Source organism: Streptosporangium longisporum, assembly GCF_039534895.1.
Taxonomy (GTDB): Bacteria; Actinomycetota; Actinomycetes; order Streptosporangiales; family Streptosporangiaceae; genus Streptosporangium; species Streptosporangium longisporum.
Genome location: NZ_BAAAWD010000014.1, coordinates 1 through 19576 on the forward strand (window position 1 = coordinate 1; position 19576 = coordinate 19576).

General features: G+C 71.9%; 14 protein-coding genes and 1 pseudogene. 8 read left to right on the plus strand and 7 right to left on the minus strand.

What is annotated here, in order from left to right; genetic code table 11:
• Nucleotides 1-1798 precede the first annotated feature (1798 nt).
• The gene (locus ABD832_RS23415) at nt 1799-2155 is read right to left on the minus strand and encodes a DUF4307 domain-containing protein (RefSeq protein ID WP_344898945.1); all 357 of its coding nucleotides are present in this window, start codon (nt 2153-2155) and stop codon (nt 1799-1801) included.
• Nucleotides 2156-2482: 327 nt separating this feature from the next.
• Between ABD832_RS23415 and ABD832_RS23420 the strand changes: the two are divergent.
• Nucleotides 2483-2926: pseudogene (locus ABD832_RS23420) on the plus strand (PIG-L family deacetylase); the annotation flags it as partial.
• Nucleotides 2927-4907: 1981 nt separating this feature from the next.
• Here the strand turns inward: ABD832_RS23420 and ABD832_RS23425 are convergent.
• Nucleotides 4908-5342, minus strand: coding sequence for a hypothetical protein (locus ABD832_RS23425; protein WP_344898947.1), 435 nt, complete (start codon nt 5340-5342; stop codon nt 4908-4910).
• A 135-nt stretch (nt 5343-5477) separates the two neighbouring features.
• On the opposite strand from ABD832_RS23425, the gene ABD832_RS23430 reads away from it, so the two are divergent.
• Nucleotides 5478-5939, plus strand: coding sequence for an STAS domain-containing protein (locus tag ABD832_RS23430; RefSeq protein ID WP_344898950.1), 462 nt, complete (start codon nt 5478-5480; stop codon nt 5937-5939).
• Between the two features lie 46 nt (nt 5940-5985).
• Here ABD832_RS23430 and ABD832_RS23435 read toward each other — a convergent pair whose 3' ends face one another.
• Together ABD832_RS23435 and ABD832_RS23440 are read right to left on the minus strand one after the other, a co-directional pair.
• Complete coding sequence (locus ABD832_RS23435; RefSeq protein WP_344898952.1) at nt 5986-6660, minus strand: DUF6766 family protein; 675 nt, start codon at nt 6658-6660, stop codon at nt 5986-5988.
• Nucleotides 6661-6757: 97 nt separating this feature from the next.
• Complete coding sequence (locus tag ABD832_RS23440; protein WP_344898954.1) at nt 6758-7165, minus strand: hypothetical protein; 408 nt, start codon at nt 7163-7165, stop codon at nt 6758-6760.
• Between the two features lie 161 nt (nt 7166-7326).
• Between ABD832_RS23440 and ABD832_RS23445 the strand changes: the two genes are divergently transcribed.
• The 4 genes from ABD832_RS23445 to ABD832_RS23460 all read left to right on the plus strand — a co-directional run bounded on the left by ABD832_RS23445 (nt 7327) and on the right by ABD832_RS23460 (nt 12989).
• Nucleotides 7327-8565 (plus strand): cytochrome P450, encoded by a 1239-nt coding sequence (locus ABD832_RS23445; RefSeq protein WP_344898956.1) that lies wholly within the window; start codon nt 7327-7329, stop codon nt 8563-8565.
• Nucleotides 8566-8737: 172 nt separating this feature from the next.
• Nucleotides 8738-9544, plus strand: a complete 807-nt coding sequence (locus ABD832_RS23450; RefSeq protein WP_344898958.1) for an alpha/beta fold hydrolase — start codon at nt 8738-8740, stop codon at nt 9542-9544.
• A gap of 60 nt (nt 9545-9604) precedes the next feature.
• On the plus strand, nt 9605-10786 hold the full coding sequence (locus tag ABD832_RS23455; RefSeq protein ID WP_344900049.1) for a PP2C family protein-serine/threonine phosphatase: 1182 nt from the start codon (nt 9605-9607) through the stop codon (nt 10784-10786).
• Between the two features lie 118 nt (nt 10787-10904).
• Nucleotides 10905-12989 (plus strand): thioredoxin domain-containing protein, encoded by a 2085-nt coding sequence (locus tag ABD832_RS23460; RefSeq protein ID WP_344898960.1) that lies wholly within the window; start codon nt 10905-10907, stop codon nt 12987-12989.
• Between the two features lie 165 nt (nt 12990-13154).
• Here ABD832_RS23460 and ABD832_RS23465 read toward each other — a convergent pair whose 3' ends face one another.
• The gene (locus tag ABD832_RS23465; RefSeq protein WP_344898962.1) at nt 13155-15239 is read right to left on the minus strand and encodes a transglycosylase domain-containing protein; all 2085 of its coding nucleotides are present in this window, start codon (nt 15237-15239) and stop codon (nt 13155-13157) included.
• A gap of 186 nt (nt 15240-15425) precedes the next feature.
• Nucleotides 15426-15905 carry an Lrp/AsnC family transcriptional regulator gene (locus tag ABD832_RS23470; protein WP_344898964.1) on the minus strand — a complete coding sequence of 160 codons (480 nt, stop codon included), beginning with the start codon at nt 15903-15905 and terminating at the stop codon, nt 15426-15428.
• Between the two features lie 102 nt (nt 15906-16007).
• Between ABD832_RS23470 and hppD the strand changes: the two genes are divergently transcribed.
• Both hppD and ABD832_RS23480 read left to right on the plus strand, forming a co-directional pair.
• A complete protein-coding gene (hppD, locus tag ABD832_RS23475; RefSeq protein WP_344898966.1) occupies nt 16008-17117 on the plus strand; it encodes a 4-hydroxyphenylpyruvate dioxygenase in 1110 nt (369 codons plus the stop codon).
• Between the two features lie 389 nt (nt 17118-17506).
• Nucleotides 17507-19006: a M1 family metallopeptidase gene (locus tag ABD832_RS23480; RefSeq protein ID WP_344898968.1), complete on the plus strand. Its 1500-nt coding sequence runs from the start codon at nt 17507-17509 to the stop codon at nt 19004-19006.
• A 46-nt stretch (nt 19007-19052) separates the two neighbouring features.
• Here the strand turns inward: ABD832_RS23480 and ABD832_RS23485 are convergent, their stop codons facing one another.
• A complete protein-coding gene (locus tag ABD832_RS23485; RefSeq protein ID WP_344898970.1) occupies nt 19053-19568 on the minus strand; it encodes a hypothetical protein in 516 nt (171 codons plus the stop codon).
• Nucleotides 19569-19576 lie beyond the last annotated feature (8 nt).

Genomic DNA, 19576 nt, shown 5'->3' on the forward strand with positions numbered 1-19576 from the left:
GTCGGCGCGGGCGAGCGCCTCACCACAGCGCCGTTGTATCTCACGGGAAGCCCAGGTCTCGGGCGGTCTGGCGGGAGACCCACCGCTCCGATGGCACCCATTCCCATCGTGGCGTAGGCGCCGACGCGCAGGTTCCGCCGGCGGTCGCTGAAGGTCCTTGCCCAGCGGCATGCCCCCGTCGCTGGCCCAGGACGAAGAGAGACGCGCGGACCTCGCCGGCCGAGACGTTCCTCAGAGCCGGTCCGAGCGCGCGGTCGCCTGTGTGCTACGCGCGGAACGTCGAGGGTCGACCCCAGCGTCTGCACCCGCTTGCCGTCGAGGACCACCTTCGCCGCGGCCGTCGGCGCGCGTCCAACGGGGCCGTACCCCGGCCAGCGCCGCGGGTGATCCTGGCGACCACGTCGGTCACCGAGCGACCGAGGCGCCACGACGAACAAAACAGGTGCGGCTGCCGCATCGCGCGGTCAGCGGCGCACACCGGGGACACGGCCCGGACGACGGCGGCGCGGACGACGGCGCTGGCGGGGTGCCGGGGTCGCGGCCGTCCCGCGGGCGGGCTCGGCCGCGGCGGCGCGGGCGGCGGTGGCCACGGACCTGCGACAATTTCCCGACGGTTTGTCCCGCGTTCGTCCTCCCGGCACTGCGTGAGGATCCCCAGGCCGGCCGGGCCCGGCCAACGCTGACGGTCATGAACCGCGGGGAGGACCGGACCGGCACGACAGCCCAACCCGCAGACGGGCGGCTCGCGGGGAACGGTTAGGGGTGTACGGGTACGGGGGCCGAGTACCGGGGACGGTAGGCGAGGTTCCTGGCGCCTCCCGATCAGAGTCGGAGACGCCGCGCCGCCGATTAGAACACGACCTCGTCTTTGTTTCCCTCCCCGATTTGGGACGCCGCCCTACGAGAGTGCCCTACGCCCCGCGCCACGATGTTACGCGAACCTCGCGACCGCCTTAATTGGTGGTGGGGGGCGGCCGTCCCCGGTACGTGACGCGATCCCGCCGGGACGGAGGTCCGCGGCGGATTCGTGGAGGAAGGACGCGCGGCTCAGGAGTGGAAGCGCGAGCGGCGGACGCGGTGGCTCAGTTGCCGATGTAGGGCACCGCACCTCAAGGATCTCCAACGTGTTGAACGGCCGTTTCGGCATGGTGTAGGTCGCCCCTCTCGCCGATCTTCTTGCCGTTGATGCCGCACCCAGGGGCGACTTGGGGCGAGTTAGACGTCGATCGGGCGCCGCCTCTCCTCGCGGGAGGCCAGCAGGAAAGGCCACCTCCTCGTCGTTCGCCCTCGAAAACGCACGGTGACCGTCATTCCCCGGGCCGACCACGCCCTCGGTCCGGGGCGCCTCGCCCGACCTTGGCGTTGTCCAGGATCTGAACGGAAGGTGGAAGATGACGCGCCCATTACTTGCCTGCTCGTCCTTGGCCGCGTGGTAGCCGCCGTTTCTCCTTCAGGGTTCCTCCCTCTTCGCGGGCTGCCTCGATCTTCTTGGCCGATGTCGACGCGCCCGGGGCCCCGAGAGCGCGTGGCTCAAAACTCAGCCTTCAGGCGGTTCGCTACGCCTCCTGAGTGAGGCCAGGTGACGCTCTCGTTGTGGGAGTCGGCCACGGGTTCTCCTTGCTTCCTCTAGGGGGCATGGTGCTTCAGGGGGTTGCGGTCGGACGAATCTCGAAAGGCTAACAAGTTTTAAGCCTCCACCGCCTCCCCAAATGTCTCACTATACGAGATAGCAGTACTGGACATCGACGGAAGTGGCCTGGGCACTGGTGTCTAGCCGTTCGGTAAGCCGACATGCTCCTCACCAGGGGGGGATACCGACCTCCTTGTTGCCCACCTCGGCATGGTTCGACGTCCATGGCCCGGAGACGGGCAGCGCGCCGAAGCGGTCCGCCGGCTTGTACGCCTCGAAGGTGATCCGCCCACAGGAATCGCCGCGGCTGACGTCGAACGTGACGACCTGCTCGAAGACCTCCGTATTCCCCTTCGACGCCCACATCACGTACCCCACGCGCGCGCAGAACCGCGCAGAGGATGGGCGATCACCACGACTGCACACGACCCAGGCGCCCGGGCGCCTCCGGGCGGTCGGGAAAGTCGCCCGGCTGCCGAGGACGGACGGTTCCTGACGGCCCCTTCTCGGCTCGCTGGTGGCCATCACGGGAATCTCCCTGCACTACCTCGGTGTTATCCGAGACGATTGTCCCTCGCTGGGGGTGTCGCCCTCGCGACCGCCCAGGAGAAACTACCTTTCTTCGGAGTGACGAAGCCGAGGGCACGCGGGACGAGGCCGCCGCCAGTGGCGCGCGGGGGCACGCCGGACAGGCCGTCGCCCGCGCGGCGGCCCGGTGACATCGAAGAGCGTGGAACCGACACACAGAGGAGACACCGAGCCCGTGAGTGCACCGCTCAGGCCTGATGGCCGTTCACCGCGCATCCCGACGACGAGTCGAGCAAGGGCGCCGCCCACCATGGCGCGGCTACGTGGCCGAGGGCGTGGACGTGCTGCGTCTGTACGCTCACCGGAGCGGAGCGCGGGTCGATCCTGAACCCAAGATGGGACCGTCCCGAGATCCTGCGAGAACATCCGACGAGGGTCCGGCGGGCTGGAGATTGGGAGCGCGCCCCGCGAGATCCTCGGCGTTGCAGCAGCGCGCTTCATGGGGTTCGTCGACTCGGCCTGCCCGAGGACGAGAACGAGGCGCCTGCCCGAGGGCGCTTCGCCGGCAGCCGATCGAGGTCCCCTCGGGAGGGCCTGGTGGCGGCCGTCCGGGAGTTCAGGCCGCACGTTCATCTCACCTACGACGACGACGGCGGCTACCCGCACCCCGACCACATCATGACCACCGGGTCTCGGTGGAGGCCTTTCGAGGCGGCCGGCGACCCCCGACCGCTTACCCCGGCACCGGTGGCCCCTGGCAGCCCCTGAAGCCTCTACTACCACAATGGGTTCACCAAGGACCGCTTCGAAGGCGCTCTGCACGGAGGCGATGAACGCCCGGGGCATCGGCTCCCCGTACGCCGACTGGATCTCCCGCTGGGGAGGACCGGCCGCAGGAAAGTGGCCGGTGACCCCCCGCGTCCCCGCGCGGGGACTACTTCGAGGTCCGCGACGAGGCCGCTGCCTCGCGCACGCCACCCAGGTGGACCCGACGGGTTTCTGGTTCGTCTGCCCGCGCGCGAACCCTGCCAGCGCGGAGAATCTTGGCGCCGACCCGAGGACTACCACCTGGCCCGCTCGCTCGTGGACGCTCGAAGCTTCCCTGAGAAACGACCTGTTTCACCGGCATCCACGCGGACACGCGTCTCGGCCCGCCTGCCACTGACCACGACCGCGGGGGGGCCGGTGGCAGACTTGAACCGTGATTGCAATTTCGACACCGCCCCTACGGGCCCACGGGTGACGTCAGTCCCGCGCCTGCTGGGTTTTCATGGTCGTGGCCGGGCTGGGGGTTCGCCCTGTACAGTGCTCGTCCAAGTCGATGAGGAAGCAGATCTCCAGGATCGAGGTCCCCTCTGAGGCGGAGCCTGGGCGGGCAAGCGGCGAACGACGCCGGGCCGAACGGTTTTCCACCGGGCCGGCGGAGGCCCCCGGCGTCCACGCGCGTCCACGGGGTTCCACCGCGGGTCCACGGCCCCTCAGGTGCCTCCGGGGCCTTCGGCACCCCCGGCGCCGACCACCGCTCCCTGACCCCGGCTCCGGCCGGCCGACACCTTCGAGGACGAGCAGGCCGAGGACCACCGGTCCCACCGGTTTCCCCAACCGTCACGGCCGTGGCCGTCCTCCGACGACCCCGGGGCCTCCCGCTTTCGAGATCACGGTGGACGGCACCGGCCGCGGGATCGGCCGCGCGTACCGGCTCCGGGCCGGGAAGATCATCTTCACCCACACCCGAGATCTCGCCCGCGTTCGAGGGCAGGGGCCTGGGCGGACGGCCTCGCCTCGGCGGCACTGGACGCGAGGCCGGGCCTCGGGCCGGCGTCCGTGCCGCTCTGCCCGTTCTGTCGCCCGGTTACATCCGGTCCGGCACCCCGCCTACCGGGAAACCTGGTTCCGGAGGGGTACGCGGAACCTCGTCGACGAGGAGACCACGCAGACCTTGATCCGCCCCGCCGGCCGCTCGGAGGCCCCGGCCGTCAGTCGCCCGAGGGCGTCGTTCGAGAGACCAGGGCCCGCCCAGTGCCTTGGGCAGGCCCCAGTGCCCCCAGCGGGTGAAGCACCTCGGTCCGAGTCGACGATCCCCAGCAGGCCCCAGAGCGGGGTGACCGAGCTGAAAGAGCGTCTCGGCCGCGTCCAGGTTCCTCGGGCTTCGTCCATGTCGACGTCCGATGTCCTCGGACTCGGCGCGATGAGCCGGGCGATCCGTTCCGGCGAGGGCCAGCACACCCCGGGGACCGCGCCTGGCCAGGGCCGCGAACGACCACGCGCCAGCCAGTCGGCGTGGTTGGATCGCGCCAGAGCGCGGCCAGCACCGCGTCCTCCGGGCCGAGCTCCCCCTCCAGGTCGGAGAAGACCTCCACCCGGTCGTCCTCCTCCGGCAGGTCCGCAGAGATCGGCCCCGCGATGCCCGCCCGTGACGGTCATCCACAGCTCCTCGTCGTCGGCGGGCAGCGGCTCCTCCTCGTACCCGCCGCCAGGCGCCCGCAGCAACGTTGCCCGGATAGCCGGGCCTGTCCAAGCATCTCGCGGCCCGCGCGGCGGCGGACCCCCGCAAGGTCCCGGGCCGGACGCTCTCGGGGGACGGGCAGCTCGGCCAGATGCGGCGCAAGCTCGCCCAGGGCGAACGCCTCCTCCTCGTCCCAGGCCGGCGAAGAGGCTCCTCGTCCTGCTCGTCGGAGACGGCCGCGGCCGGGGATCCGCCCGTCCGGCAAGCGGGCCGGGTGAGCCAGCGTTTCCTGCAGGTCCCGCGTTACACCTCCCTCCGGCCCCCCTCGTCGCCCCGGGCGAGGGCGTCCGGGTCTATCTCACCCTCGGCGACCTTCTCCTCCAGGTGGGCGACCAGCCTGCGGAACATCTCCTCGCCGACCGGCCCGCGCTCGTCCTCCTCGGGCCAGACGAAGAAGCTCCGGGTGAGCAGGAGCGGCTCGGTGCCGGTGGACTCCATCCAGCGCTGCACGTCCCCCACGGTGGCGCCGCCGGACTCGATCGCGCTGAGCGTCGCCTTGGCCGATTCCCAGAACGGGACCGAGAGCGGATTGCCCGCCGCGAGCATCGCCCTTCTCAGGTCGGGCAGCGCCACCAGCGCCACACCGGACGGCACGGCGAGCAGCGCGCGGGCAACATCACGCCGGGTCAGCCCGGAGGCCGCTCTTCCGGCGTGCGCACAGACGAAGTCGAGATCCACGCCCAGTGAGCCTACGCCCGAAGTGCCCCGAGCACACCATCCGAGGGGCCGTCGCGCCCGTCCGGGGGTGTGCGAGACGTTCATCCGATCTGGCTGCACAATGGAGGGCGGGACACGCGAGAAGGACTGGAGAAGATGGGCACGCACCCCTCCGACGAGCTGGCCTTCACCGTCGATCTGGGCGAGCCGGGCAGCCATGCCGTGGTTCACGTCCGCGGTGAACTGGACTGGAACAGCGCCCCCACCCTCACCACCATGGTCGAGCACCTGTGGGACTTCCTCCGGGACGGTTTCCTGATCCTGGACCTGGGCCCGATGACGTTCTGCGACTCCATGGGGCTCGGCACGCTGATCGAGATCTCCAAGGGGTGCCGGGCGCGCGAGGTGCGCTTCGTGCTGGCCGCCCCACCGCCGTCACTGTGCCGCACCCTGAGGATCACGGGCCTGAACACGGTGTTCGAGCTCCGCGACACCCTGGTGGAGGCCCTGGAAGGGGTCCCACGGGGCCTTGGGGGCCGTCAGGACCGCGGCGGCACCGAGGCCGCCGTGGATCGCCGCTCCGACGCCGACGGCGGCCAGGTCGGCGTTCCCGGCTGAACCGTCGTCCCGAGTCCGGACCGGCCCCGGATGCGGGGCGTCCGGTTCAGCCCTCCACGCCGGTCGCCTCGTGCGGGGCGCCGACCGGCTTGGACTCCGGTGACCCCCGCTGGCGCAGGTAGATCGAGAGCACCACCATCGACAGCACCGCCAGGAACTCCGACTGCCAGTTCTGCAGGGTGCGGTTCCAGAAGTCGGCCGAGAGCGCGTACTGCCCCCAGCTCACCGGATCCTCCAGCCGGGTGAGTCGTTCGGTGTTGTAGGCCGCCGTGCCCGCCACCGACTGGGCCAGCCAGGAGAGCAGGAAGATCGCCCCCATGGCCAGGCCGAGGGAGCGGCCGTACAGGCCCTGGCGCAGCCCGCCCGCACCGGCCCAGTCCGGACCGTCGGGGGGTGCGTGCCTTCCGACCTTCTGCTCGGCGTCGTCCTCGGTGCCCTCGTCGCCCGGCTTCTTCGACTCCGGCGACCCCCGCTGCACCAGCCAGACCGTCGCCAGGATGAACAGCAGGAACTGCAGGTACTCCGACTGCCAGTTCTCCGCGACGTCGACCGCGAAGTCCGAGGAGGTGACGTACTCCGCCCAGGACAGCGGCGCCGACCCCTCGGCGAGGCGATCTTCGTTGACGGCGGCGTTCCCGGCGAAGGACTGCCCGATCAGGGCCAGCACGAAGGCGACCAGGAAGAACAGGCTGAGGGAGTTGTCCCGGACGAAGCGTCTCACCGTGATTCCCTCCTAGCGTTGCAGCAGGCCGATGGCGAAGAAGTACACCAGCCCGACCGCGATGATCGTGACGGTGGTGGCGAACATGAGGCGCATGTCAGGTGCTCACCTCGCAGTCGTAGGGCAGGTCCCGGCGGGGGGCGCATCCGGCGCCGCGTACCAGCCAGCCGGTGGGGAGGCGGTGCAGGAAGACGGTGTCGCGCGCCAGCCGCACCCGGGCCTCGTCCCCCCAGACCTCGGCGTCCAGCACCTCGCCGCCGGGCAGGTCGAGCTCGGCGATGGTGGAGGCGCACGTCCGGTCGCCCGAGGCGAGGCTCTCGGCCGCCTCGGGGACCAGCAGGGCACAGGCCCGCTCGGGCTGGCGGGCCTGCAGGGCGTCGTAGAAGCGCCGCGCGGCCTCGCGGGCGGGCTCCTCGTCCGCGGACGCGCAGCCCGCCAGGCACGTCAGGCCCACCGCGCACGCCACCACCGCCGTCGCGGCCCGCACCGTACGGTCAACTCTCATCCGTCGCTCCTGCCCCGTCGGACGTGATTATCACACCGTCTCCCGAGACCCGTCCGGTCACGGGCGCGACACGCCCAGGCCGGGGCGGCGGGGTTCCCGCCGTCACTCCGTCCGCGGCTCCCGGCTGTTTTCGGCGGGCGAGCCAGGGCATGCACGACCGTATGCCTGATCTCGACAACACCCTTCCGCTGCTGCTCGAGGGCTACGGCTGGCTGCCGAACCTCCGGCGCCGTACCGGGAACGACGTGGTCCGCACGCGCCTGCTGGGCATGCGCGTGACGGCGCTGTGCGGTCCCGAGGCGGCGCGCTTCTTCTACGACGAGGACCACATCAGGCGCGTCGACGCCCTGCCCGGCCCGGTCAAGAGCACGCTGACCGGCAACGGGGCCGTGCACACCCTGGACGGCGCCGACCACCGCCTGCGCAAGGCGATGTTCATGTCGCTCATGACCGAGGACGGCGTCCGCGACCTGGTCGACCACACCGTGGCGGCCTGGGACGACGCGGCGGCCTCCTGGCCCGCCGGCCGGCCGGTCGTGCTCTTCGACGAGGTCTCCAGGGTGCTGACCCGAGGGGTGACCCGGTGGACCGGCGTCCCGGTCGCCGACGACGACGTGGAGGCAACGGCCCGCTCCCTCGTCGCCCTGGTCGACGGCTTCGCCACCGGCGGGCCGCGGCACTGGCGGGCCCGCGCGGCCCGCGGGCGCCTGGAGGCGTGGCTGTCCGGTCTGGTCAGGGACGTGCGGGACGGGGTGCGCTCCGCGCCGGCGAGCTCGGCGCTCGCGGTGGTCGCCGGTCATCGCGGCCCCGACGGGGAACTCCTCGACCCGCGCGTGGCCGCGGTGGAGCTGCTCAACGTGATCCGGCCGACCGTGGCCGTGTGCTGGTACGTCACGTTCGCGGCCCACGCCCTGCACCGCTGGCCCGAGCAGCGCGCCGCCCTGCGCGAGGTCGACGACCGGAGCCTGTTCGCCGAGATGTTCGCCCAGGAGATCCGCCGCTTCTACCCCTTCGCCCCCTTCGTCGGCGGCAGGGCCGTCCGGGACCTGTCCTGGCAGGGGCAGCCGATCGAGGAGGGCTCTTTGGTGCTGCTGGACGTCTACGGCCAGAACCACGCCGCCTCCCTGTGGAAGGAGCCCTACACGTTCGACCCGCAGCGGTTCGCCGGTCACCGGCCCGGCTCGTTCGACCTGATCCCCCAAGGCGGCGGCGACCCGCGTACCGGCCACCGGTGCCCGGGGGACGCGATCAGCGTCGCGCTCCTGCGGGCCCTGAGCGTCCGCCTGGCCCGGCTGGAGTACGAGGTGCCCGCCCAGGACCTCCGCATCGCGCTGCACCGCATCCCGGCCCGCCCGGCGAGCGGGTTCGTCCTCGTCCCGGAGCCTCCCGCCGGCGGCTGAGGCCCGTCCCGGTGCCGTACCGGACCCCCGGTGGACAGCGATGGCGCACCGGCAGGGCACCGCTACGGCACCGGGAGATCGTCGCGGGCCGGGGGCCCGGCCCGCACGGGGACGGCGGCGGAGCCCGGGGCCGGGCTCCAAGTGTCACGGTAAAAGATGAAATGATGTACGGATGAGCGCGACCAGACGGAACAACGTCGTGATCACCGGCCCCGAGGACGGGACGCCGGTCATGCTCGCCCACGGCTTCGGCTGTGACCAGAACCTCTGGCGCCTGGTGGTGCCGGTCCTGGCCGAGCGTTTCCGCGTGGTGCTCTTCGACCACGTGGGCGCGGGCGGGTCGGACATGTCGGCCTGGCTGCCCGAGCGGTACTCCACGCTGGACGGCTACGCCGACGACGTGCTGGACATCTGCCGGGAGCTGGGCCTGCGCGAGACGGTGTTCGTGGGTCACTCCGTCAGTTCCATGATCGGCGTGCTGGCGGCGGCGCGGGAGCCGGAGTGCTTCGCCAAGCTGGTCCTGCTCACCCCGTCACCGCGCTACATCGACGACGAGGACGGCTACCGGGGCGGTTTCAGCGAGGCCGACATCGAGGAGCTGCTGGAGTCGCTGGACAGCAACTACCTGGGCTGGTCCGCGGCGATGGCCCCGGTGATCATGGGGAACCCGGACCGTCCCGAGCTGGGCGAGGAGCTGACCAACAGCTTCTGCCGTACCGACCCGCAGATCGCGCGCGTCTTCGCCAGGACCACGTTCCTGTCCGACAACCGGGCCGACCTGGTCAAGGTCACCGTGCCGACGCTGGTGATCGAGTGCGCCAGCGACGCCATCGCCCCGCGCGAGGTGGGCGCGTTCGTCCACGCCCAGATCCCCGGCAGCCGGCTGGTGACCCTGGACGCCGTCGGCCACTGCCCGCAGCTCAGCGCGCCCCGGCCCACCGCGGAGGCGATCGCCTCCTTCGCGGCCGGTACCGGGTGACGCCGGATCACGGGGGCGTCCCCCCGTCAGACCGGTGCCCACGACCCGTCCCAGGCCGCGCTGTTCAACGCGCTGCTGGAGGACAGCTCCGAGGACCTGTACGAGCACGCGCCGTGCGGCTACCTGTCCACCCTCCTGGACGGCCAGATCGTCAAGGTCAACACCACCCTGCTGACCTGGCTGGGCCACACCCGCGAGCAGCTGGTGGGCCGGCGCCGCTTCAGCGACCTGCTCACCGTCGGCGGCAGGCTCTACCACGAGACCCACTTCGCGCCCCTGCTGCGCATGCAGGGCGAGCTGGGCGGGGTGGCCCTGGAGATGCGGACCGCCGACGGCGCCCGATTACCCGTCATGGTCACCTCGGTGCTGAAGACCGACACCGACGGCCGGCCGCTGCTGATCCGCACGACCGTCTTCGACGCCCGCGACCGCCGGGCCTACGAACGCGAGCTGCTCCGCGCCCGCCAGGAGGCCGAACGCGACCGGGAGCGGCTCAAGCGCCTGGTGGCCACCCTGCAGCGCAGCCTGCTGCCCCCTGTCCTGCCGCACGTGCCCGGGATGGAGATCGCCGCGCACTACCACATCGCCTCTCCCGACCAGGTGGGCGGCGACTTCTACGACGTGTTCCCGCTCGGCGACGGCCGCTGGGGGATCTTCCTGGGCGACGTGTGCGGCAAGGGGGCCGGGGCCGCGGCGCTGACCTCGCTGACCCGGTACACGCTGCGCGCCGCGGCCGCCTACGCCCCCGAGCCGCTGGAGGTGCTGCGCACCCTCAACACCGTGCTGCGCCAGGAGTACACCGACGACGAGATGCGCTTCTGCACCGTCATCTTCGGCCTGATCACCCCGGACGGCGACGGCTTCACCGCCACCCTGGCCAGCGGCGGCCACCCCCCGGCGCTGCTGATGCGCGCCGCAGGCGAGGACACTCGGTACCTGCACACCCCCGAGGGCCTGCTCATCGGCGCCCTGGCCGAGGCCCGCTTCACCGCCGTCGAGACCCGGCTCGGGCCCGGCGACACCCTGCTGCTCTACACCGACGGGCTGACCGAGGCCCGTCTCCCCGGCGGCGACCGGTACGGCGACGAGGCCCTGCTCGCCTTCGCCGCCGATCTGTCGCCCGCCGGCGCGCCCGCGGCCGTGGCGGCGGTGACCGAGCTGCTCGGCACCTTCGGCGACGGCCTGGACGACGACACCGCCCTGCTGGCGCTGGGCGTGCCCGCCCCCGGCCGGCAGGTCTGAGCCGGACCCCGCGGGTGGAACCGGCAGGTGTGAGCCGGACCCTGCGGGTAGAAACCGTGACGCGCGACCCGCGCACCTCGCGAGAAGAGCGTACGCACCGCGTAGGAGAGAGGTCATCATGAACCGCTTGAAGGACGCGACCAGTCCCTATCTGCTGCAGCACGCCGACAATCCGGTGGAGTGGTTCCCCTGGGGGGACGAGGCCTTCGCCGAGGCCCGGCGCCGCGACGTGCCGCTGCTGATCAGCGTGGGATACAGCGCGTGCCACTGGTGTCATGTGATGGCCCACGAGTCGTTCGAGGACGAGGGCACGGCCGCGCTGATGAACGAGCGCTTCGTCAACGTCAAGGTCGACCGCGAGGAACGCCCGGACGTGGACGCGGTGTACATGTCCGCCACCCAGGCCATGAACGGCCACGGCGGGTGGCCGATGACGGTCTTCGCCACCCCGGAGGGCCACCCGTTCTACACCGGGACCTACTTCCCGAGGCAGCAGTTCCAGCGCCTGCTGACCGGGGTGTCGAACGCCTGGACCGGTGACCGCGCCGCGGTGCTGGAGCAGGGTTCGAAGATCGTGGAGGCGCTGAACGAGCGGTCCGCGCTGCCCTCCGGGCCGCTGCCCACCCCGGACACGCTGGCGCGGGCCGTACGGAGCCTGGCCGGTTCCTTCGACGCCGAGCGGGGCGGCTTCGGCGGCGCGCCCAAGTTCCCGCCGTCGATGGCGCTGGAGTTCCTGCTGCGCCACGCCGCGGCGCAGGCGGCCGGTGCGGCCCGGGACGACGCTGCCCGGGACGACGCGGCCGGGGAGGGCTCCGGCGAGGAGGCCGGGGCGACCGGTGAGGCCGCGGCGGCCATGGCCGTCCACACGCTGGAGGCCATGGCCCGGGGCGGGATCTACGACCAGCTCGCCGGAGGGTTCGCCCGCTACAGCGTGGACGCCGACTGGGTGGTGCCGCACTTCGAGAAGATGCTCTACGACAACGCCCTGCTCCTGCGGGTCTACGCGCACTGGTGGCGCGTCACCGGCTCGGTGCTGGGCAGGCGGATCGCGCTGGAGACCGCCGACTGGCTGCTGGCCGAGATGCGCACCCCCGAGGGGGGCTTCGCCTCCGCGCTGGACGCCGACAGCGAGGGCGAGGAGGGGAAGTTCTACGTCTGGTCGCCCGAGGAGCTCCGCGAGGTCCTCGGCGAGGAGGACGGCGACTGGGCGATCGGCCTGTTCGAGGTGACCGGGACGTTCGAGCACGGCACCTCGGTGCTCCAGCTCCGCCAGGATCCCGACGACCCCGAGCGGTTCGCCCGGGTGCGCTCCGCGCTGCTGGCCGCGCGGGCCGGCCGGGTGCGGCCCGGCCGCGACGACAAGGTGGTGGCCGCCTGGAACGGCCTGGCCGTCGCCGCCCTCGCCGAGGCCGGGGCCCTGTTCGACCGGCCGGACCTCGTCGAGGCGGCGCGGCGGGCCGCCACGCTGGTCGACGAGCTCCACCTGGACGGCGACCGGCTGCTGCGCACCTCCCGGGACGGCCGGGCGGGCGCCAACGCGGGCGTCCTGGAGGACTACGCCGACCTGGCCGAGGGCCTGCTCGCCCTGTACGGGGTGACCGGCGAGGTCAGGTGGTTCCGGCGGGCCGGGACGCTCCTGGACGCGATCCTGGAGCGCTTCTCCGACGGCGCCGGCGGGTTCTACGACACCGCCGAGGACGGCGAGAGACTCTTCCAGCGTCCGCAGGACCCCACCGACAACGCCACCCCGTCGGGCCAGTTCGCCGCCGCGGGGGCCCTGCTGTCGTACGCGGCGCTGACCGGCTCGGCCCGGCACCGGGAGGCGGCCGAGGCGGCCCTGGGCACGGTCACCGTCCTGGCCGACCGGCACGCGCGGTTCGCCGGGTGGGGTCTGGCCGCGGCCCAGGCTGCGGTCTCCGGCCCGATCGAGGTGGCCGTCGTGGGCCCGGCCGGCGACCCGGCGACCGCGGCCCTGCACCGGACCGCGCTGCTCTCCCCGCTGCCCGGCCTGGTCGTGGCGCTGGGCGAGGGCGACCCGGGCGGGGGCGACTCGGGCGGGGGCGACTCGGGCGAGGTCCCGCTGCTTCAGGGGCGGGGGCCGGTCGGGGGTGAGCCCGCGGCCTACGTGTGCCGGGGCTTCACCTGCCGGATGCCCGTCACCACCCCGGCCGCCCTGCTGGCCGAGCTCGCGGCCGGAGCCTGAGCCTGAGTCTGAGCCGGGGTCTGAGCCGGGGTCTGAGCCGGAGCCAGGGCCTGAACCGGAGCCTGGGCCTGGGCCGGGGTCTGAGGGTCCGGCCGTCCGCCGACCCCCGGGAGGGCCGGGCGAGAAGGACGTGACGCCCCTCGTCCGGCCACGGCCCGGGAGGGGTCAGCCCTGCCCGGGGGAGGTCCCCAGCCTGCGGCCCAGGCCGTCGAGGCCGAAGTCTCCGTACCCGTCGTCCCCGTCGCCCCGGTCGCCCCGGTTCTCGTCCCAGCCGCCGGGACCGTCGCCGCCGTCTCCGGGCCACTCCCCCGGCCCCTCCCCGGGCCCCCGGTCGGGGACCGGGACCTCCCGCTCCGGGGACGGGGCTCCCGGCTCAGGGGTGCCGGTGTCGCCGGGCCCGGGGGCCGGGCCGACGCCCGCCTGCCCCCGCGGATCCTCCTGGCCGTAGCCGTGGTCGCCGTAGGGGTTGGAGTAGCCGTAGCTGGAGGGCTCCTTGAACTCCTTGACCGGCTTGCCCTTCATCGCCTCGGTCATGAAGGCACGCCAGATCTGCGCCGGGTAGGACCCGCCGTACAGGGCGCTGCCGTTGACCGTCACCGGCTTGTTGTCGTCGCGGAACATGTCGACGGCCACCGCGAGCTGCGGGGTGAACCCGGCGAACCACACGGCCGCCGACTCGTCGGTGGTGCCGGTCTTGCCCGCCACCGGGCGGTCGTCCAGGCGGGCCCCCGAGCCGGTGCCGGCCTCGACGACCTGCCGGAGCGCGTAGGTGGCGTCGACGGCGGCCTGCTCGCCGAAGGCGCGCCTGCCCTTGGTGGAGCTCTTCACGGTCCGGCCGCTCGCCTCGGTGATCGAGCGGATCACGTGGGCCTCGCGGTGGACCCCCTCGGCGGCGAAGACGGCGTACCCCGAGGCGTTCTGCACCGCGCTGACCGAGGCCACGCCCAGCGGGAGCGTCGCGGCGCCCCGGTGCGGGGCGAGCTGCTCGGCGGGGATCCCGGAGTTCTGGGCGACCTTGACGACCTTGTCCAGGCCGACCTTCTGGGCGAGGTCGACGAACGCGGTGTTCACCGAGCTCTGTGTCGCCCTGACCAGGTTGACCGGGCCGTAGGAGTACCCGCCCGAGTTGGGGATGTCGGCCGAGGCGACCCGCAGCGGCGAGTTGCCGTCGACCTGGGTCTCCAGGCCGAAGCCGTTGTCGAGGGCGGCGGCCAGCGTGTACGCCTTGAAGGTCGATCCGGCCTGCACCTTGGCCGAGAAGGAGTTGTCGAACTTGTTGGCGGTGTAGTCGCGGCCGCCGTAGAAGGCCGTGACCTCGCCGGTCGCGGGGTCGACGGCGGCCAGGCCGGTGCGGACCTTGCGGGGGGTGCCCTCGGGCAGCACCGAGGTGACGGCGCGCTCGGCGGCGGCCATCAGGTTCTTGTCGAAGGTCGAGACGATCTTCAAACCCCCCTGGTTGATCACCTCGTCGGTGTACCCCCTGCTCTTGAGCTCGGCCGTCACCTGGTCGAGCATGTAGCCCTGCTGCCCGGTGGGCTCGAAGATCGCCCTGGGCCGGGCGAGGGCGGGGAAGGTCGCGCGGGCGGCCTCCTCGGAGGTGATCGCCCCGATGGCCGCCATCCCGTCGATCACCGACCTCCAGCGCTCCCTGGCCGCGTACAGGTCGGGCCCGGAGGGGTCGGCGAACCGGGAGGGCTGCTGGATCACGGCGGCCAGGTAGGCGCTCTCGGCGAGGGTCAGCCTGCTCAGGTCCTTGCGGAAGTAGGCCCCGGCCGCGGCGTGCACCCCGTCGGCCCCCCGTCCGAAGTAGATGGTGTTGAGGTACTGCTCCAGCACCCAGTCCTTGGACTTGGAACGGTCCACCTTCAGGGAGATCATGACCTCCTTGAGCTTCCTGACGATCGACCGTTCCTGGCTCAGGCCGCTGTAGTAGTTGCGGACCATCTGCTGGGTGATCGTGGAGCCGCCCTGGAGCTGCCGGCCGGTGAGCGTGGACCACATCGCGCGGAAGGTGCCCTTGAGGGAGACGCCCTGGTCGTCGTAGAAGGAGCGGTTCTCCGCGGCGATGACCGCGTTGCGCAGGCTCTGCGGCACCCTGTCGAGGGTCACGCTCCTGCGGTTGACGCCCTGGCGGGCCAGCACGGTCCTGCCGTCGCGGTAGTAGATCACCGAGCCCTGCGCGGTGGCGTCGGGCTGCGTGCTGTCCGGGATGGGGGTCATCGCCCAGACCACCCCGAGAAGGCCGGCCACCGAGAGCACGACAACGCCGAAGAGGACGAGTGTGATCCTCAGGATCCTTCTCCTGGAAACGCTCGTCCGACCCTTCACCACGCGTGACCCCCCGGTAGGACCTATCGCAGACCCCCTGCGACCTGCACGGACCGCCAAGGGTAAACGATGGATAACGGTGTCTGGCCCCTGCTTGGCATGGTACGGCTACCCTCTCGCCTTGCGGGGGACATCGGCCACCAAAGGCAGAACACGGTATGGCACGGGAGTGTCCAAGGCGATCACCGACGACGTCCTGACCACGCCGTGGACGTCGACGATCTGGTCGATCACCCGCTGCAGGTCGGCGTTGCTGCGCGCCACCACCCGGCAGTGCATGTCGTCGCCGCCGGTGATGGTGTGCACCTCCAGCACCTCGGGGATGGCCGCGAGCTGGTCGGAGACCGGGTCGTGCCCGCTGACCTGGCGGATCTGCAGGGTGACGAACGCGGTCACGTCGTAGCCCAGCGCCGCGGGGGCGACGTCCGGCCCGAACCCGGTGACCACCCCGCGGGCCGACAGCCGGTCCAGCCGGGCCTGGACGGTCCCCCGGGCCACGCCCAGCCGCCGCGAGCACTCCAGCACGCCCAGCCTGGGCTCGGCCGCGAGCAGGGCGATGAGCCGGGCGTCCAGCTCGTCGATCGTCATGGTGTACAGATTCTCCAGGGTGACCGATGAGTAACTAGGCAAATTGTACAGAGTTTCAAGTCACTCTTGCACAGGTCGCCCAATAAAACGGACAGTATGGGCATGAACGACATCTTCCCCGTGAACGGCATGGATGCCGTGGTCTTCGCCGTGGGCAACGCCAAGCAGGCCGCCCACTACTACTCCAGCGCGTTCGGCATGCGGCTCGTGGCCTACCGGGGCCCGGAGAACGGCAGCCGCGACGAGGTGTCCTACGTGCTCACCTCGGGTTCGGCGCGGTTCGAGTTCCGGGGCGCGGTGCGCCCGGGCACCGGCGTCTCCCGGCACGTGGCCGAGCACGGCGACGGTGTGATCGACCTCGCCATCGACGTCCCCGACGTGGAGCAGGCCTACCGGCACGCGCTCGCCCAGGGCGCCAAGGGGCTGGCGGAGCCGTACGTGATGGAGGACGAGCACGGCAAGGTCGTGCTCGCGGCGATCGCCACCTACGGCGAGACCCGGCACACCCTGGTCGACAGGTCCAACTACAGCGGCCCCTACCTGCCCGGTTTCGCGGCCGCCGAGCCCCTGGTGGCGCCCCCCGCCGTGCGCAACGGCCGGCTGTTCCAGGCGATCGACCACTGCGTCGGCAACGTCGAGCTCGGCAAGATGGACGAGTGGGTGGACTTCTACCGGCGCGTCATGGGCTTCACCAACATGGCCGAGTTCATCGGCGACGACATCGCCACCGAGTACTCGGCGCTGATGTCCAAGGTCGTCGCGGACGGCACCCGCAAGGTGAAGTTCCCGCTCAACGAGCCGGCCATCTCCAAGAAGAAGTCGCAGATCGACGAGTACCTGGAGTTCTACGGCGGCCCCGGCGTGCAGCACATCGCGCTGGCCACCAACGACATCCTGACCACCGTCGACCACATGCGCGCGGCCGGGGTCGCCTTCCTGGACACGCCCGCCTCCTACTACGACGACCCGGAGCTGCGCGCCCGCATCGGCGAGGTCCGTGCCCCGATCGAGGAGCTCAAGAAGCGCGGCATCCTGGTCGACCGCGACGAGGACGGCTACCTGCTGCAGATCTTCACCAAGCCGGTCCAGGACCGCCCGACCGTGTTCTTCGAGCTGATCGAGCGGCACGGCTCGCTCGGGTTCGGCAAGGGCAACTTCAAGGCGCTCTTCGAGGCCATCGAGCGCGAGCAGGACCTGCGCGGCAACCTCTAGCCGCACCGCGCGTGCCCCCGGGACGGACCGTCCCGGGTAACGCCTCCCGGGGACAACCGATGACCGCCCTTGGCTTTGCCACGACCCCCTCGGGGCGATCAATCGGGAACGGCACCGTCACGGCCGGTCACCGTCGACCGGCCGTTCCCGGTCCCGCGTCCGCCGGGGAGCCGTCCCGGTGGACGCCGGTGTCCGGGACCCGAGTGATCTGCGCCACCCGCCCCCGGGGTGGATGAACCCGCCTTTCGTACTTTGTCGGTCGCACGGGCGGGCCGTGTCCGGTCCCGGCGTCCGGGCGCTTGCCCGAGACGCCTGATCGGCACGGGCAGGTCGCGTAGGGTGCCATTCACTGGCTCGGCCGTACGGGCCGGGGAAGGGGGCTTGAGGGTATGGCGTCCAAGCGGCCGGCCACCACGGCGACCACCGCTCTTCTCGGCGTGCTCGGCATCGTCGGCACGGTCGCCTGCTCGGCGTCGAGCGGCCAGAGCGTGCTGGGCACGGGCCCGGCCTCCGCCTCGGCCCCGATGTCCGCCTCGGCCCCGGTGTCGGCCTCGGCCTCGATCTCCGCACCGGACCGCGAGTCCGGGCCCGGTGCCCCCGGGATCGGCGACCCCGACTTCCCCACCGACGGCAACGGCGGCTACGACGTGGACCGCTACCGGCTCAGGCTGGCGTACGAGCCCTCCTCCCGGCGCCTGTCCGGGGTGGCCGGGATCGAGGCGCGGGCCACCCAGCCGCTGACCTCCTTCAACCTCGACCTGTCGGGTTTCACCGTCCGCCGGGTCACGGTGAACGGCAGGCCCGCCAGGTTCGGCCGCAGCGGCACCGAGCTCACCGTCACCCCGGCGACCCCCGTCGGTACCGGCGCGGCGTTCACCGCCGAGGTCACCTACGCCGGGGAGCCCAAGCCGGTCCGCGGTTCCTCCAACCTCGGCACGTACGGCTTCATCCCGACCAAGGACGGCGCGTTCGTCACCTGCCAGCCGAACGGCGCCAAGACCTGGTTCCCGGGCAACGACCACCCCGCGGACAAGGCCCGCTACGAGTTCTCGATCACCGTGCCGGCCGGGCTGACCGCGCTGGCCAACGGGGAACTGGTCGGCACGCCCAGGACCTCCGGCGGCAGGACGACCTTCCAGTGGCGGGAGAACCACCCGATGGCCAGCTACCTGGCCACCATGACGCTGGGCAGGTTCGAGCTGCGCCAGGGCAGGACCCCGGGGGGCCTGAAGAACCTGGCCGCGGTCGACCCGAAGTACCGCGGCGAGCTGCAGCACCTCTACGACACCTCGGGCAGGGTGACCGACCACTGGAGCACGCTGTTCGGCCCCTACCCCTTCTCCTCCACCGGCGGCGTGGTCGACGACTTCCCGGCCGGTTACGCCCTGGAGAACCAGACCAAGCCCATGTACGGCGGGTTCGCCCCGGACGACTCCATCATCGCCCACGAGCTGGCCCACCAGTGGTTCGGCGACAGCCTCAGCATCAAGCGCTGGCGGGACCTGTGGCTCAACGAGGGCTTCGCCACCTACGCCGAGTGGCTCTGGTCGGAGCACGAGGGCCGGACCACCGCCGAGCAGCTGTTCCGCAGGAACCACTCGGCCGGCGCCGACGACCCGATCTGGAGCTACGCCCCGGGCCGGGCCAGGGCCGACGACCTGTTCAACAACTCGGTGTACACCCGGGGCGCCATGACGCTCCACGCGCTCAGGCAGCGGATCGGCGATCCGGCGTTCTTCAGGCTGCTGCGCGAGTGGGCCGCCGAGCACCGGTACGGGAACGTCACCACCGCGCAGTTCCTCGCCAAGGCCGAGAAGGTCTCCGGCAGGGACCTGGACGCCCTCTTCGACGCCTGGCTGTTCACCCCGCGCAAGCCCACCACCTGGTAGGGCGCCTCCGGTCCCGTCACGCGACCCCGTCATGCGGGACCGTCAGTCACGCGGGACCGTCCCCCGCCGTGGCCTCGCGACGCCGCGCGGGGGCTACCCTGCCCCACGGCTTCACCACGGAGACGACCACCATCAGCGCCAGCGTGCTCACCATGGCGACCGATCCCATGATCAGGTCGTCGCGGACGGCCGAGTAGGCGGGGTCGAGCAGTCCGGCCAGGCGGATCGCCTCGACGACCCAGCCGCCCAGCCACACCGGCGCGAAGACCAGCAGGGCCAGGGTGAGCAGCAGCTTCACCAGCACCCACCGGTACCGCAGCACGCCCCACCTCGTCTTCAGCCCCAGCAGCAGGCCGGTGACGAGCGAGCCGAGGGCGAGCAGGATCAGCACCCACCGGTCGAGCAGGTGGGCGATCTCGTGCGCGGGCACCCGCAGCTCGGGGACGGACAGGGCGAAGAGGTTGAGGGCGAGCTGGGTGAACCCGACGCCCAGCCAGCCGACCGAGGTCGTGTAGTGGAGGACGTCGAGGATCTGCTTGCCACGTCTCGTCACGCGTTTCATGCCACAAC